General features: G+C 71.1%; 8 protein-coding genes. 2 read left to right on the top strand and 6 right to left on the bottom strand.

Annotated features, from left to right (window positions below; all coding sequences use genetic code 11):
* The gene (locus AB0H56_RS08745; protein ID WP_357160242.1) at positions 1–1,422 is read left to right on the top strand and encodes an NAD(P)(+) transhydrogenase (Re/Si-specific) subunit beta; all 1,422 of its coding nucleotides are present in this window, start codon (positions 1–3) and stop codon (positions 1,420–1,422) included.
* A 180-nt stretch (positions 1,423–1,602) separates the two neighbouring features.
* On the top strand, positions 1,603–2,619 hold the full coding sequence (locus AB0H56_RS08740; RefSeq protein ID WP_357159353.1) for a hypothetical protein: 1,017 nt from the start codon (positions 1,603–1,605) through the stop codon (positions 2,617–2,619).
* Between the two features lie 103 nt (positions 2,620–2,722).
* Here AB0H56_RS08740 and AB0H56_RS08735 read toward each other — a convergent pair whose 3' ends face one another.
* The 6 genes from AB0H56_RS08735 to AB0H56_RS08710 form a co-directional block, all read right to left on the bottom strand.
* Positions 2,723–3,466 (bottom strand): hypothetical protein, encoded by a 744-nt coding sequence (locus AB0H56_RS08735; protein WP_357159351.1) that lies wholly within the window; start codon positions 3,464–3,466, stop codon positions 2,723–2,725.
* Positions 3,467–3,622: 156 nt separating this feature from the next.
* Complete coding sequence (locus AB0H56_RS08730; RefSeq protein ID WP_357159348.1) at positions 3,623–4,624, bottom strand: ABC transporter substrate-binding protein; 1,002 nt, start codon at positions 4,622–4,624, stop codon at positions 3,623–3,625.
* Positions 4,625–4,656: 32 nt separating this feature from the next.
* Positions 4,657–13,905 carry an amino acid adenylation domain-containing protein gene (locus AB0H56_RS08725; RefSeq protein WP_357159345.1) on the bottom strand — a complete coding sequence of 3,083 codons (9,249 nt, stop codon included), beginning with the start codon at positions 13,903–13,905 and terminating at the stop codon, positions 4,657–4,659.
* Positions 13,906–14,053: 148 nt separating this feature from the next.
* Positions 14,054–14,710: an isochorismatase family protein gene (locus tag AB0H56_RS08720; RefSeq protein ID WP_357159342.1), complete on the bottom strand. Its 657-nt coding sequence runs from the start codon at positions 14,708–14,710 to the stop codon at positions 14,054–14,056.
* A 29-nt stretch (positions 14,711–14,739) separates the two neighbouring features.
* Positions 14,740–15,813 carry a chorismate-binding protein gene (locus AB0H56_RS08715; RefSeq protein WP_357159339.1) on the bottom strand — a complete coding sequence of 358 codons (1,074 nt, stop codon included), beginning with the start codon at positions 15,811–15,813 and terminating at the stop codon, positions 14,740–14,742.
* 71 nt (positions 15,814–15,884) lie between these two features.
* On the bottom strand, positions 15,885–16,730 hold the full coding sequence (locus tag AB0H56_RS08710) for an SDR family oxidoreductase (RefSeq protein WP_357159336.1): 846 nt from the start codon (positions 16,728–16,730) through the stop codon (positions 15,885–15,887).
* Positions 16,731–16,757: the final 27 nt, after the last annotated feature.

Here is a 16,757-nt window from a genome sequence, read left to right as displayed (position 1 = left end):
ATGACCTACCTGGTCAACGGCCTCTACATCGTGGCCTTCTCCATGTTCATCTACGGCCTGATGGGCCTGACCGGTCCCAAGACCGCCGTGCGCGGCAACCAGATCGCCGCGGTCGGCATGGCCATCGCCGTGATCGCCACGCTGATCTCGGTGCGGCACGCGGACATGATCAACTGGATCCTGATCGGCGCGGGCCTGGTCGTCGGTGTGGCACTGGGTGTTCCGCCCGCCGTGCGCACCAAGATGACCGAGATGCCGCAGCTGGTCGCCGCGTTCAACGGTGTCGGTGGTGGCACCGTCGCGCTGATCGCGTGGGCCGAGTTCATCGACAGCTCGGGCTTCTCCGCGCTGCACAGCGAGCCCAACATCCACATCATCATCGGTTCGCTGTTCGCCGCGGTGATCGGTTCGGTCTCGTTCTGGGGCTCGATCATCGCCTTCGCCAAGCTGCAGGAGATCCTGTCCGGCAAGCCGATCGGCATCGGCAAGCTGCAGCAGCCGCTGAACCTGCTGCTGCTGGTCGGCGCGATCGTGTGCGCCGTGGTGATCGGCCTCGGCGCCGACAACGGTGGCGTCTCGCAGCTGTGGATGATCGGCCTGCTGGTGCTGGCCGGTGTGCTCGGCCTGATGGTCGTGCTGCCCATCGGCGGCGCGGACATGCCGGTCGTCATCTCGCTGCTCAACGCGCTGACCGGCCTGTCGGCCGCCGCCGCCGGCCTGGCGCTGAACAACACCGCGATGATCGTGGCGGGCATGATCGTCGGCGCGTCCGGCACCATCCTGACCAACCTGATGGCCAAGGCCATGAACCGCTCCATCCCGGCCATCGTCGCCGGTGGCTTCGGTGGTGGCGGCGGCGCGGCCGGTGGCGGCGCCGGTGGCGAGAACAAGCAGGCCAAGGCCACCTCGGCGGCCGACGCCGCGATCCAGATGGCCTATGCCAACCAGGTCATCGTGGTGCCCGGCTACGGCATGGCCGTCGCGCAGGCCCAGCACGCGGTCAAGGAGATGGCGTCCCTGCTCGAGGGCAAGGGTGTCGAGGTCAAGTACGCGATCCACCCGGTCGCCGGTCGTATGCCCGGGCACATGAACGTGCTGCTGGCCGAGGCCGAGGTCTCCTACGACGCCATGAAGGAAATGGACGACATCAACGGCGAGTTCAACCGCACCGACGTGGTGCTGGTGATCGGCGCCAACGATGTCACCAACCCGGCCGCCCGCGAGGACTCCTCGTCTCCGATCTACGGCATGCCGGTCCTCAACGTCGACCAGGCCAAGAGCGTCATCGTGCTGAAGCGCTCGATGAACTCCGGCTTCGCCGGCATCGACAACCCGCTGTTCTACGCCGACCACACCTCCATGCTGTTCGGCGACGCCAAGAAGTCCGTCGGTGCGGTCACCGAGGAACTGAAGGCGCTGTAAGACACGCGGTCTCGCAGACGGGCCCCGCTGTTCTCCGGAACAGCGGGGCCCGTCGCTTTGTGTCCAGGGCCGCTCGATCGGTTGTGTCGCGCACCACATTCCCGTTACTCTCTTGATTGAGACGATGTCGTCTCAATCAGCGAGCCGGGCAACCCGGTGTGGAGAACGGAGCCCTCGACGATGAGGTCACCCACTCGCCGGGCCTGCGTGCTGTCGGCCGTCATGCTGGTCGTCGCGGCACTCGTCGCGGGATTGTCGAGTGCCACCGCCAGCGCGGAGGGCATCGGTCCCGGTACCACTGCGCAGAGCGTTTTCGACCAGCCCGGTCCACATCCGGTGGCCACCACGACGGTCACCAATCCCTGCCAGGAATCGGTCGCCGGGATGATCGCGCACCTCACCGTGCACCTGTTCGGCAACCGCGACGACGCGCGCTGCACCCAGGCCTTTCCCTACGGATTGCAGTCGCCCGTCGGCGTGAACACCTACTACCCGGCCGACATCGGCGAGCTGGACAAGGCGCCGCTGATCCTGTTCGAGGGCGGGATCACCGCGAACCCGGGCATGTACGACACCCTGGCCCGGCAATGGGTGAGTCACGGGTTCGTCGTCGTGATCCCGTACGACTTCGTCAATTCGCTGGTCCACCTGCCCGCGGCGGGCCTGGCGGCGGCGATCGTACAGAATCGCGATCCCGGCTCGCCACTGTTCGGCCGGATCGATCTGAGCCGCACCGTACTGGGCGGGCACTCCGCGGGCGGCGGCGCGTCGTTGCAGGCGGCGGCATTGTTCCCGCCGATCGCCGAGGTGATCGATCCGGACTTCGCGGTGATCGGTGTACTGGCCATCGAGCCGGGACCGGTGGGCATCGGCGCCCTGATCAATGTGCCGACGCTGTTTCTCACCGGCTACAACGATTTCGTCGTCCCCGACTTCGCCTGGGTGCGCTGGTGGCAGTACAACCTCACCTTCCACGCCCCCGCCTGGATCGCGAATGCCCGTGGGGTGAGCCATTTCTCGCCCGTGGACGGCCCCGGCGCCTATCTGTCGTCCGGGACGGCGGTGGCGTGGCTGAAGTACCTCGCCTTCGGTGACGAGACGGCCCGCCGATTCTTCGTCGGGCCCGACTGGCTGCTGCGGTCCGACCGGACCTACTACAGCGTCGAGCGCAATCCGCGGGCCGACGCCCTGCGATGACCTCGGGGCGGTGACCGGCTGATCGCCGCCGACTATCTGCGCGCGGCGACCACCGGCACCACCGCGAATGCGCTCGGCAACACCCCGCGCCGGCCCGACCCACTCAGAACGGCGGGTGGTACCCGCGGATCCCCGGCAGGTCCAGATAGGGACAGTCGGTGGAGCCGGTGCGCAGGGTGGCGGTGGTGTCGCCGGGCGCGATCCACAGGAGCTTGCCGCTGTCGAGCCAGGGCCGCAGCTCGAAGTCGCGGCTGTTGGTGTGCCAGTTGTCGTCCCAGGCGGCGTACCGGCGCGGCGCTACGGCCACGTCGTAATGGTCGCTGCCCCAGACCGGTTCGAGCGCGAGGCCGCGCGGCCGGTGGACCGAACAGTGGTAGGTGATCGCCCACCCGGTGTGCGGGCCGACCGGCACTTCGCTGATCACGGCCCGCATCTCGGGATGCTCGAGTGCTTCGGTGTAGACGTAGGGGACGCCGGGGCCGACTCTGCGCCGGAACGGCGCGGGGGCGGGCGGACCGTCGAGCCGCATCGCGCCACCCATCAGCAGCCAGGTGTGTGGCACCGGGTCGGTCCGGCGCACCGGGTTGCACGCGTTCCAGAACCACCCGTCGACGTCGACGATGTCGAGCGGCCAGTACACCAACCGGTCGCTGAACGGGCAGCGCGAGACCACGATGTCGGGTAGTAGTTCCCGGTACCTGGCATGCAGCGCGACGAACCCGTGGTACGCCGCGAAGCCGTCCTCGGTCGCGCCGAGCTCCTTGTACAGCGCGGTGAGCCGGTTGCCCTCCGCGAGCAACTCCGCGCGCTCGGTGCGAAACGGTTCGATTCCGACGATCTGACGCATCGCTGCCCCCACTCCCACGCGACTGTCGCGGAACCGACTGTGCCACAGCCTGACTCCGGCGCCAACTGTCGTGCTGTGTGGGCGCCGAAACAGCGGACACCCCGCCCACCGGAATTCCGGCGGACGGGGTGTCTGTGGTGTCGAAACCGCTGGACGCTACTTCTTGAAGCGCTCGGCCAGCAGGTCGAGGGTCGCCATGGCCTGGCGGTAGTCCGGGCGCTTGCTGGCCGCGGGCAGCTCGTAGACCTGGTTCTGCTGGAAGGCGGGCAGGATGGCCAGGGCCGGGTCGGCCTTCAGCTGCGGGATGTCGCGGCCGCCGTCGAGGAGCAGGACGAACAGGTTCGGGGCGTCGACGACGGTGCTCAGCAGTTCGGGGCTGAAGGTGACCCAGTCACCGGCCTGGGTGCGGGGCGGGTTGCCCGCCTTGGCCTCGATCTTGTCGTCGATGGTGAAGCCGACCGCGGCGAGCAGGTTGGCCAGCGGGGTGTTGGGGGCCAGCAGGACGGGTTTGCCGTCGGCCTGGGACTGCATCACCGCCGCGGCGCCCTGCGGCACCTTCAGCGCGGCCTTCACCTCCTTCACCCGGTCGTTGTAGGCGGTGATCATGGGCTCCACCTTCTCGGGGCGGTTCACGAAGTCGGCCACCGTCTTCAGCTGGTCCTGCCAGTTGGCCAGGTCGGAGGGGACCAGGGCGGTGGGTGCCACGGCGCTGAGCTTGTCGTAGTTCTTGATCGTCTGCAGGCCGGGGAAGCCGGGTCCGCCGCCGATGATCAGGTCCGGCCGCTGGGCGGCGATGAACTCGAGGTTCAGGTCGTCACCGGAGGGCACGGCTTCGACGCCCTGCTCCTTGGCGTCGGCGGCCCACGCGGGCGGGAACTCACCGGGCCCGAGGGTGACGCCGAGAATGCGCGGGTCCGCGGCCTTCACCTTGGCGTCGAGGTCGAAGAGGAAGCCGGCGAGGGCGCCGTTGAGGACCACGATGCGCTGAGGGTCGGCGGGCACGGTGATCGGGCCCTTGGCGGTTTCCACCTGGCGGGTGCCGGTGTCGGCCGCCTCGTCGGAGGTGGAGCTGCCGCAGCCCACGGCCGTCGCGGTCACCGCGACGATCAGGAGTGCGACGGCGGCACGCATGCGTGCCGTCATTCGGTGCGCTGACATGGAGTGTTTCCTTCTTTCTTCCAGGTGGAGGTTCAGGTGCGGATCGCGGGATCCACGTCGAGGAGCGCGGCGACCTCGGGCCAGCCGGCCGGCATCGCGATCTCGTTGTGTGTGTAGGGAAGTCGCCGGACCACGAGTCGCGCGCCCGCGGCCTGCCACCCGGTGAGCTGGGCGTGCACGCGTTCGGGTTCGAGGCCGTTGTCGGCGCAGTACAGGGCCATCGGTCCGTCGTACGCGGGCGACTCCGACTCGGTGACCATGCGCAGCAGCTCGGTCGCGGCGTGGACCACGACCGCCGCCAATTCGGCGGGGTACTCACCGATTTCGGGGACGAGCGCCTCCATCCCGGAGGGATCGGCGAGGGTCGCGGCGGCCCGCTCGGTCAGGTTCGACAGCGGATGCGAGTCGAGCAGCCCCACGTATCCCACCTGCTCACCCTCGGCGACCAGGATGTCGGCCATCGCGTGGGCGATGTTGCCGCCCAGCGAGTAGCCGAGCAGGTGGTAGGGGCCGTGCGGCTGGATGCGGCGGACGGCGTCCAGGTAGTAGCGGGCCAGGTCGTCGAGCGTGCGGGTCTGCGTCTCCGGTGCGGTGAGCTGGGGCATCTGCAGGCCGATGATCGGACGGTCGGCGCGCAGCAGGCGGGCCAGCGGCGCGTATTTCCATGCGGTGCCGCCGATCTGGTGAATGCAGAACAGCGGCGGAGCCGAGCCCTCGGCGCGCAGCTCGAGCACGGGGTCGAGGCGGCTGCGCAGACTCGCGAGACCGTCCTCCGGTCGCTGCCCGGTGTCGCCCTGCGCGCCGATCCGGGCCGCGAGTGCTCGCGGCGTCGACGCGGAGAAGACATCGTCGAGCACGGCGGGCAGGTCGGCGCGCGTCAACCGGCCGACAAGGCGTACCGCGAGCAGCGAGTGCCCACCCTGCTCGAAGAAGTCGTCGTCGGCGCCGATGTCGTCGATCGACAACACCGCGGCCATCGCCGCGCGGATGGTCGTGAGCAGTCCGCTGTCCGGTGCGGTGACCGAGCCGACAGCGGGGGCGTCGCCAGATATGGACCCTGCGGTGCCGGTGGGGGCAACGACCGTCCGGCCGACGTCTGCCGTGATGCGAACGGTGCCGACTGCCGCGGCGGTGCCGGGCGAGAACTGATCCGTTCCCCGGGACGCCCGGGTGGTGACGGACTCCGGCGCGGGGAGCTCATTGCGGGCGATCTTCTCCGTGGCGGTGCGCGGAACCTGGTCGAGGACCACGAACGCGGACGGAATCATGTACGCGGGCAGGGCGGTCCGGATCCGCTCGCGCACCGCGCCGGTGTCGAGCGTGACACCGGAGCTGGGCACGAGGTAGGCGACGAGGCGCTGGTCACCCGGTGTGTCCTCGCGCAGCAGCACCACCGCGTGCGCCACCCCGGCACAGCTCAGCAGGGCCGACTCGATGTCGCCGAGTTCGATGCGCTGGCCGCGCAACTTCACCTGGCTGTCGGTGCGGCCGACGTACTCGAGCTCGCCGTACGGATTCAGCTTCACCAGATCGCCGGTGCGGTACATCCTTTCGCCGTTGCCGCCGGGGTCGGCGACGAAGGCGGCCGCGCTCAGATCGGGGCGGGCGAGGTAGCCGCGGGCCAGCCGCACACCGGTCATGTAGAGCTCGCCGACAGTTCCGGCGGGCACCGGTCGCAACTGGTCGTCGAGAATGCGGACGGGATCGGCGGGGGCGCCCACCGGCACCGAGGCGGTGTCGGCGTCGACGGTCTCGTGGAAGGTGAAACCGATGGCTGCCTCGGTGGGACCGTAGAAGTTGTACACGGCGGTGCCGGTGAGCGCGCGCATGCGCTGGGCGGTCGCGGGCGGCAGGACCTCGCCGCCGGTGAGCACGCAGCGCAGATCGGCGCACCCCGACAGGTCGGCCTCTTCGGCGAGCACGGTCAGCATGGACGTGGTCATCCACATCGCGGTCACCCGCTCCGCGCGCATGAGCTCGGCCTGGTAGTAGGGATCGCGGTGACCGCCGGGCCTGGTCAGCACGATGCGGGCGCCGACGTGCAGCGGCAGGAACATCTCCATGAGCGAGGCGTCGAAGATCGGCGGGGTGCGGTAGAGCATCGTGTCGCCGGGCCCGAACCGGCACTCGCGCTGCAGCCAGGTGAAGGTGGAGACGATGGCGGCGTGCGACAGGCTCACGCCCTTGGGCGTTCCGGTGGAGCCGGAGGTGAACAGCAGGCACGCCGTGTTCGCGGGGCGCAGCGATGCGCGCCGGTCGGCGTCGGTGAGCGGGCCATCGCCGAACCCGGTGGTGTCCGCCTCGTCGAGCGAACGCAGAACCAGTGCGGGAGTAGCGGTGTCGAGGATCTTGTCGATGCGTTGCGCGGGCTGCTCCGGGTCCACCGGCAGGTACACACCGCCTGCCCGGCAGATGGCGTGCGCGGTGACGACGGAGTCGATGGTCCGTGGCATGGCGACGGCCACCACGGTCTCGGGGCCGACGCCGTGCGAGATGAGCCACCGGGCAAGGCGATTGGCCCTTGCCTCGAACTCCTGGGCATCGATGGTGATGCCGTCGGCCGTGATCGCCGGAGCCGTCGGAGCGACGGGAAGACCCCAGTCGGCGAGCGTGGTCCCTTGCGGGTCCTGTTGCAGCGCCGCGTTTCTCGGACCTTTCCGCGCCTCAGCAGCGCCTGCTTGCTGGGCAAGGGTGGCGGCCGTCGACGCGATGCTCGCTGTCGGCGGCGTGGTGCCGGCCGCTGACGTGGGTGCGGCGGCTGTCGAGTCCGACGGGGCGGAGTCGGTCGGTGCCGACTGGAGGAAGGCGCCCGGCCGGACATCCGCCGTCGTCGTGACGGCGGTCAGGATCGTGGAGATCCGATCGGAGATCTGGGGGAGTGTGCTGTCGTCGACGGCGGCGCGGTCGTACCAGATCACCAGCTCCAGGTGGTCGCCCGGCGGGGCGATCAGGGTGAGCGGGTAGTGGGTGTTGCCGTGGTTGTGGAACTCGCCGCGCCGCAGGTCGTGCGAGTCCGGTTGCCCGGGGCCGGAATTGGGGAAGTTCTCGAACGCGACCAGGGTGTCGAAGAGGGTGCCGAGGCCCGCGATCCGTTCGATCTCCGCGAGCCCCGCGTAATCGAATTCCTGCATGGCGAACTGGTTCTCCTGCAGGTCGGCCAGCTGGTCGAGCAGTGCGCGGTCGAGATCGAAGGCGCAGCGCACCGGCACGGTGTTGGCGAACAGGCCGACCATGCCCGAGACGCCGGGCAGTTCGGCGGGGCGCCCGGACACGGTCGCGCCGAACACGACATCGGTGCGGCCGGTGAGCTCGGCGAGCACCAGTGCCCAGGCACCCTGGACGAGGGTGTTCATCGTCAGGCCACGACGGCGGCCGAGTTCGGCCAGCTCGGCGGCGAGCGCGGTGGACAGCGGAACCTGCCACTGCCGGAATTCGCGCTGATGGGACGTGTCGGTGCGCACCAGTGTGGGTGCGGCGAGCCCGGCCAGCCGTCGTGCCCAGGCCGCGCGGACGGCGGCGCGGTCGCGGGTCCCGATCCAGGCCAGGTAGTCGCCGTACGAGGAGGCGGGCGGCAGTTCGTCGCCGTGGTAGGCGGCCAGGACCTCGCGCAGCACGATCGGGGTAGACCAACCGTCGATCACGAGGTGGTGGGTGTTGAGCACCAGGCGGTGCGCGTCACCGGGCATCCGGATCATGGTGGCGCGCAACATCGGCGACCGGTCCACCGCGAAGCGGTGCCGTGTCGCCTCGGCCTCCAGCAGGTCGGCCGCGGCTCGCGCGGCGCGCACGGGCAGCCCCGACAGGTCGACCTCGCGCCAGGGCATCCCGACCGCGCGGGGCACGGCCTGCACCGGCTGCTCCAGTCCCTCGTAGTGGAAGGCGGCCGCCATCGTCGGGTGCCTGCCCACCACCGTGTCGAATGCCGCCGCCAGCCGGGCGCTGTCGAGCGGTCCGTGCAGGTCGACGCGCGCGCTCAGGGCGTAGACGTCGTCGGCGCCGTCGCGAATCGCGTGGAACAGCAACCCTTCCTGCAGCGGCGAGAGCGGCAGCAGTTCGGCCAGCGGGCCGTGCGCGGCCTCCAGCGCGTCGATGGTGTCCTGGTCGACGGCCACGCCGGGGGCGTCCGACGGGGTGAGCCCGCCGGGGAACAGCGCGGCGTGCGCGGCGAAGGCCTCCAGCGCCAGCGCGAAGTGCCGCTGGAGCTCGGCCACCCGGTCGGCACCGAGTATCCGGCCCGCCGCGGTCCACTCCACGGCGAGGCGGGCGGCGCCCGGCTGCGCACCTGCCGGCTCGTGCACGAAGACATTGAGGGCGAGCACCTCGGTGAGTGCCTTCTCCGGTGGTTCGGTCACCGCGAACGGGTCGTCCTCGGGCAGGCTCCAGCCCGCGGCGCCGCCGCCACCGAACCGGCCCAGGTAGTTGAGCAGGACCTCCGGCGCGCGCCGGTCGGCGAAGCGCGGCGCGGTCACCGGATCGAGTCGGCGCAGCACCCCGTACCCCACGCCGTTGCCGGGCACGGCCCGCTTGGCCTCCTTGACCGCGCGCAGCAGGCGCCCTGCCGCCGCGCCGCCGGCCAGCGCCTCGGCGAGCCCGGCCTCGTCGGTGATGCCGGTCGCGGGGGTCCACACCGGGAACTCGCTGGTGAACCAGCCGACGGTGCCCGCGAAGTCGGTGTCGGGTCGCAGCGCCTCGCGCCCGTGCCCCTCGACGGTGACGGGCCTGCCTGGCTCGAGTGTGTCGCCGCGCTCGCGGCGCCAGGCGTTGAGCGCCAGCATCAGGGCCGCGAGCAACACCTCGTCGGTCTTCACCCGGTAAGCGGCGGGGAGCGCGGTCAGCAGCGCGTCGGAGACCGCCGGATCGGCGAAAGTCCTTGTCTGCTCAGCGGTCTCGACGCGGTCGGCTACGTGATCGAGCGGTCGGTCACCGAGAGTCGGGACCGTGCTGTCGCCGAGCGCGTGCTCCCAGTGCGCCAGCTCCGCGCGGTAATCGCCCGCGGCGCCGGCTTCGGCGAGCAGCGTGGCGTACCGCCGCCACGAACTTCCCTTCGCGGGCAACCGCACTGGGCGTCCTTCGCGGGCGGCCGCGCACGCCTCGTACAGTTCGGGTACCAGGACGCGCCACGAAACCCCGTCCACCACGAGGTGATTCGCGACCAGCACCAGCTTGTCGGCCGTCCCCGGCGCGGTCCGCACCAACGCCGCTCGAAGCTGAATTCCCGCCGAGGGATCCAATTCCGCGGCGAGGCCGATCGCCACCGCCGCGATCGGCGAGTCCGAACCGGCGGCGGTGTGGCTCGGTCGCGACGGTGTACTCGACCCGGCTTCCGTGACGAGTCGTGGCCCGGTGTTCGGGCTTTCGACAGCGGCGGGCACTCGGGTGGTCTCGGCACGCCTCGGGGTAGCCGCGTGCTCTCGGTGCGCCGTCGCGTCGGCGGCCGTCGTACGGGCTGTGGCGCCGGAGCCCTTAGCGCTAGGTGCGGTCAGCGGTGCGCCCTGTGATGGAGCGGCGGAGATCCCGGTGGGCCGGGTCGCATCCGCGGTCTCCGTCCCGTGCCGGCCACCGGCCGAGTCGACTGCGCTGCGTCCGGGCGAGGGGATGCCGCGCCCGTCCTCGGCGGGAAGCGAGTCATCGAGCACCAGTTCGTGGATCAGGTCAGATGCACCCACGGTGCCGACGCCCACGACCTCCAGCCCGGGGTCGCCGTCCGCATCGCGCAGGACGAGGCGCAGGGCGTCGTGCCGGTCCAGCAGGGTTTGCAGGCCGGTCGTGAGGTGGTCGAGGGTGAGGTCCTCGTGCAGGGTCAGGGCCGTCCACTGGGCGTACCCTGCGATGGCGGCGGGGCTCGGATTCGCCGCCAGGAGCGCCGCCACCATGGGCGGGATCGGGACCGGGCCCGTCGCCTCGTCCGGGGCAGGGGCTGCCACCTCGGCGGCGGTCATCTGGGCGGTGGCGGCGATGGTGGCCAGGTCACGCTGGGCGAGCAGGGTTTTCGGCTGGACCTCCCAGCCGAGGGCGCGCAGGCGGCTGCTCACGCCGATGGCGGTGATGCTGTCGCCGCCGAGCCCGAAGAAGTCGTCGGTGGCGTTGACCTGCGCCAGGCCGAGCGCCGCACCCACCACACCGCACAGGGCCCGCTCCTGCTCGGTGCGGGGCGGACGGCCGGTCGAGGTGAACTGCGGCGCGGGCAGGGCGGCGCGGTCGAGTTTGCCGTTGACGGTGGTGGGCAAGGCGTCGAGGATCACGAGCGCGGAGGGGACCAGGTGGTCGGGGACCAGGGTGGTCAGCAGCTGGCGCAGGGCATCGGGGTCGAGGAAGCGGCCCGCTTCGGGCACCAGGTAACCCACCAGGCGGGTGCTGTCACCGGACTTGCGGACGGTGGCGGCCGCGGCCGCCACCCCGGGCAGCGCGCCGAGGGAGGCCTCGACCTCGCCCAGTTCCACGCGGTAGCCGCGCACCTTGATCTGCGCGTCGGCACGCCCGAGATAGTCGTAGCCCTTGCCGGGCAGCCAGCGCGCCCGGTCACCGGTGCGATACATGCGCTCGCCCGGCACGAACGGGTCGGCGACGAAGCGGTCCGCCGTCACCGCTACCCGGCCGAGGTAGCCACGCGCCAATTGCGGGCCCGCCAAATACAATTCGCCGACCTCGCCGTCCGGGACGAGCTGCAGCGCACCGTCGAGCAGATACGCGCGGGTCCCGGCGAGCGGCCCGCCGACATGCGGGAGTTCTCCGGTGACGGCCGCGCTGAGCGCGTCGACCGTGGCTTCGGTCGGCCCGTACATGTTGCGCGCGGCCACCTTCGACGCCACGATCGTCGACCACAGGGCGGGCGGGGTCGCCTCGCCGCCGAGCAGCAGCAGCTCGGGACGATGCGCGCTGCCGAGCAGCCCGTTGTCGATCAGGGCCGCCGCCATCGACGGTGTCGTGTCGACGACATCGATGCGATCGGCGCGCAGGGCCGCGATCTGCGCGGCGGCATCCTTCTGGATGTCGGTGTCGTACAGGTGGACCCGGTGCCCACACCACAGCCACAGCAACTGGTCCAGCGCCGCGTCGAAGGCGAAGGAGTAGGTGTGCGCGACATGCAGCTGCCGCCCGCCGACGCGGTCGGCGGTGTCGGCGTACACGGTCGAGTGGTGGTGGTGCAGCAGCTGCGCCATCGCGCCACAGGAGATCTGGACACCCTTGGGCTTCCCGGTGGACCCGGAGGTGTACACGACATAGGCCAGGTGCGCCGGGGACCGTGGCGCGGCGAGTTCCGCCGCGGTCAGCGGACCGCTCGGCAGACCGGCGATGCCAGCTTGAATCGTGGTGTCCGACAGAAGGATGAGCGCGCCGGCTCGGCCCGCACCCATCCGCCCATTCGGGACCTCGTCGCCGGTCTGCTCGCCTACCGCCCACCGATCCGCGATCTCGGCGCCGGGCCGGTGAGCTACCGCAAGGCTGTCGTCGGGCGTAGCGCCATCGCGCGGGGTGCTCGTAGTCGGGGCGCCGGACCGGACAGCGGGATCGGTGTCTTCGGTACGCGCGGTGGCCGCGCGCCGATTCGCGAACATCGTCTTCGCGACCACGTTGTCCGTCAGGATCAGCACCGGCTCCGCGTCGTCGACGATGTCGGCGAGGCGCTGGGCGGGATGGCCGATGTCGAGCATCAAGAACGCCGCGCCCGCATGCTGCACCGCCAGCAGAGCGACCACCAGGTCCACCGAGCGCGGGAGCGCGATGCCGACGATGTCCTCGGGGCCGACCGCATGCGCACGCAGGTACCGGGCCAGCCGGTGCACGCGCGCGCCGAGTTCGGCGGCCGTGAGGCGCTCGGCGCCGCCGACGAGCACGACGTCGTCGCCGCGAGCCGTGACCATGCTGTCGAAGACCTCGACGGAGTCCCCGGGTACACCGGGCAGTTCCACACCGGCCCGATCGGCGCCGAAGTCGTTCGGGTACAGGGTGATCGCGCCGATGGGCTTGTCCGCGTCGACCAGTTCGGTGATCAGCGCGACGAGCGCGTCCATGCGTCGCTGGACCGTGGCGGCATCGAGCGAGCGGGCGTCGACCTCGAAGCCGAGCTGGACCCGGTCCTCCGACAGCGGGGTGACGGTCAGACCCAGATCCTCCGGCGGACCACCGGCGACATTGCGCAGGGTGCCGGTGGCGCCGTCGAAATCGAGGGCGAAGTCGAAGGCCTTGAGGTTGATGCCGATGCCGTGCAGCAGCGCTCCGGTCTGCGCGCCGCCGAATTCGCGGGCCAGGTCCTCACCGCGAAAACGCTGATGGGCGCGCATCTCCCGCAGCGCGTCGGCCACGCGCTTGCCGAGATCGCCGAGGCGATCCTGACTGGTCACCGGAACCCGCAGGGGCAGCACGTTGACGGCCATGGACGGGGTGGTGAGGGCGGTCTTGCCGACGCGCGCCATCACCGGCAGCGCGATCACCACATCGGTCTCGCCGAGCACCCGGTGGATGAATCCCACGTACCCGGCGACGAGCACGTCGGCCCAGGTGATCCCGGCCGCCGTCGCCGCCGTCTTGACGCGGTCCATCGTCGCGGCGTCGAGGACGGCGCGGACCTCGTGGGTCCGCTCGACCACGCCCTCGGGCGCCGCACCGCGCCCGTCCAGCGGCGGCAGCGGGGTGAGCCGGTCGCGCCAGTACTCGCGGTCGTGCTGATGTGCCTGGCTCGCACGGTATTCGAGGTCCTCGGCCACCAGCGTCTCGATCGAGCCCCAGCGCAGGCGCGGCACGTCACCGCCCCGGCGCAGCGCGGTGTAGTGGGCGGCGACCCGGCGCGAGACCATGGCCGCGCTGTAGCCGTCGATGATCAGGTGGTGGTAGAGCTGGATGCACCACACGTCGGTGTCGGTGAGGCGCAGCAGGGTGTAGGTGTAGAGCTGCCGGTCGACCATCGCCCGGCACGCGGTGGCCGAGCGCGTGCGCTCGGCGGCGACGAGGCGGTGCGCGGCGGCGACCGGGTCGGCCTCGCCGCGCAGATCGACCAGGGGCCGCAGGTCGGGTTCGTGGTCGGTGATCCGCTGCCGCGGCCCGTCGGGCGTGTCGGCGAAACGCAGTCGCATCGTGTCGGTTTCGGCGATGGTGCGGCGAATCGCGGTGTCGAGCAGGGTCACATCGATCGCGTCGGCGCCGGCGATCTCGAGCACCTCGCCGACCATGTAGCTGAGCGAGTCGGGGTCGAGGCGCTGGGCGTTCCAGATGCCCAATTGCGCTCCGGTGAGCGGTAATCCGGGATGTTCGGCGCTCACGTCGTCCCGTTCCACCGAGCTCACAGCAACTCCTTCATCAACGTTCTCGCCCGTCCGCGCGCGGTCCCGGCTCGAGGACCGGGACCGCGGCGGAGGTAGGTTAGCCTAAGTTTTGTTCGTGTAGCGGATTGTGGCCCGCGTCACCGGGGCCACCGGCGACGCGGGCGAGCGATCAGGCGTCGGCTTGGACGCGGGCCGGATCGAGCTGGCGCAGCAGCTCTTCGGTGCCGGTGACGGCGCCGCACCGCCGGGCGACGTAGTTCAGCGCCATCACGTGCTCGTCGCGGCTGAAATCGGCGGTCGCGTCGTGGACGAGGAACGGGCGCACGTCACCCATGAACGCCTCGGCGGCGCTGAGCATGCAGCCCATGTGCGTGTAGACGCCGGTGACCAGCAGCTGATCGCGCTGGTAGTAGCCGAGCAGCTCGCGCAGGTCGGTGCGCTGGAACGCCGAGTAGCGCCATTTGGTGACCTGGATGTCCTGCGGCTCGGGCGCGAGGGCGTTGATCACCTCGGTGTCGGCGCCCTCCGCCATTCCGCTGCCCCAGAAGTCGGCGAGGATGCCGCGCCGGGACGGGTGCTGGTTGCCGGGCTGCATCGTGTAGATCACCGGGATGTCGAGTTCGTGGCAGCGGTCGCGCAGCCGGGCGATGTTCGCGATGAGGGTGCGGGCCGGATCGCGGTGCAGGTCGTAGGCGTCGAGGAAGTACTGCTGCATGTCGTGGACGAGCAGCGCGCAGCGCCCTGGCTCGGCGACCCAGTCGACCTGTGCGGGGGTGAACTCGTCGGCGCCGGGCATCGGATAGGGCGCGATCGGGGGGATAGGCATGACGATCTCTCGTTCGGGGGAAGCCGGCCTCAGCCGACGGTGACGGGCAGATCCGCGATACCGAGCGGACCGAGGATGCGCTGGAATTTGCCGGTGGTCTCGGCCAGTTCGGCGGCCGGATCGGACGCGGCGACGATCCCGCCGCCCGCGTGCGCGAGCAGGGCGGTGCCGTCGGCGGACAGTTCGGCGCAGCGGATGCTCACCATCCACTCGCCGTTGCCGTCGGCGTCGCACCAGCCCACCGCGCCCGCGTAGAAGCCGCGTTCGCCTTCGAGCTCGGCGATCAGGCGTGCCGCGGCGCCGGTCGGCGTGCCGCAGACCGCGGGGGTGGGGTGCAGGGCGACGGCGAGTTCCAGCGCGGACGGCCCGGCGAGCGGGACCGTCGCCGACAGGGGCGTGCCCAGGTGCCACATCGCCGGCGTGGAGGTGAGTTCCGGTGCGGGCGTGACGACGTCGGCGCACCGGTCCCTGAGCACGGCGGCGACCTGGTCGACGACGTAGCGGTGCTCGGCGTGGTCCTTGGCCGAGGTGAGCAGGGCGTCGGCGGCGGCGCGGTCGGCGTCGGCGTCGGCGAGGACGCGACGGGCCGAGCCTGCCAGCGGATGGCTCAGGACCTCGTTGCCGGTGCGGCGCACCAGGATCTCCGGGCTGGAACCGACCAGGTGGCGACCGGTGTAGCGACCGCCCGCCGCGGAGAGGTCGACGAGGAAGCCGTTCGACAGCGGATCGGAGTCGACCATCAGGTCCAGGATGTCGAGCGCCCGCACCGGTGTCGCCGACACCGCGCGAAGTGCCCTGGCCAGCACCACTTTCCGGACCGGGTGTGCCGGGTCGGCGAGGAGTTCGACCGCGGCCGCGACGCGGCGCTGGTGTTCCTCCGGCGCGGGCACCGCCTCGTCGAGCTCGAAGGCGGGCACCGGTACGTGCGGCCGGGGCAGGTGGGGCGACTCGGTGACGGTCACCGAATCCGGCGCCCACAGCGCTGTCGGTGCGCCGGGGGTGAAGGGCAGTGCGCCGACGATGTGGCTGATCCGGCCGCTGCGCAGGGCCGTCACCGCGTCGTGCGCCGAGCGGAAGATCGTCCCGCCCGCGGACGCGGACACCGTCCGCCGTGGACGGGACAACACGAAAGCGGGGTCTGAACTGTCGGTACTGATGGTGATCACCCTTTCGGTCACATATCTAGCGTTGCGCCACCGTCGACCCGCAGGTCGTGCATGGTGATGTGGCGGGCGCCGTCGGACGCCAGGAAGTCGACGGCCGACGCGATGTCGGCGGGAGCGGCGATGCGGCGCAACGGGATGCCGAGCCGATAGGCGGCGGGATCGCCGTCCAGCAGCGCGGTCTCGGCGGCCGCGTCGAGCGGGTCGCCGCCGAACATGTCGCGCAGCATCGCGGTGTCGGTGGAACCGGGGGAGACCAGATTCACGCGCACGCCCAGCGGAGCCACCTGCAGGGCGAGGGATTTGGTGAACGCGGTGGCGGCGGCCTTGGCGGCGCCGTAGGCGGCCATGCCGATCCGGGGCGTGGCCGCCGCATTGGAGGAGACCACGACGATCGCGCCGCGGCCTGCGGCGGCCATGTCGACGGCGGCGCGCTGGGTGACCAGCATGGTGCCGGTGGCGTTGACGGCCAGGCAGCGTGCCCAGCGGGCCGGATCGAGATCGAGCGGAGCGCCGTCGACCATCACGCCCGCGGCGTGCGCCAGCACCTCGACGGTGCCGTGCTCGGCGGTGAGCCGATCGTAGGCGGCGGTGACCGCGTCGGGGTCGGTGATGTCGACGGTGACGCCGTGCACCGCGGCGCGCCGCGTGGATGCTGTTGCCGCACCGGCACTTCCGGTGCGAGTGTGTTCGGTGGCATCATCGATGGACGCGGCGGTCTCGTGTACCGCCGGGTCGAGGTCCCACAGCGAGACCACCCGCTCCGCCGCCGCGAATCGCGCGGCGATCGCGGCGCCGATACCCCCGGCCGCGCCGGTGACGACGACGATCCGCCCGCTGGAATCACCCTTAGACATGAGGTTAGCCTAACCTGAATATACCGT

Source organism: Nocardia sp. NPDC050717 (assembly GCF_040654275.1).
Taxonomy (GTDB): Bacteria; Actinomycetota; Actinomycetes; order Mycobacteriales; family Mycobacteriaceae; genus Nocardia.
The sequence above is the reverse complement of the archived record's forward strand: the minus strand, read 5'-3'. Positions and strand labels throughout refer to the sequence as shown.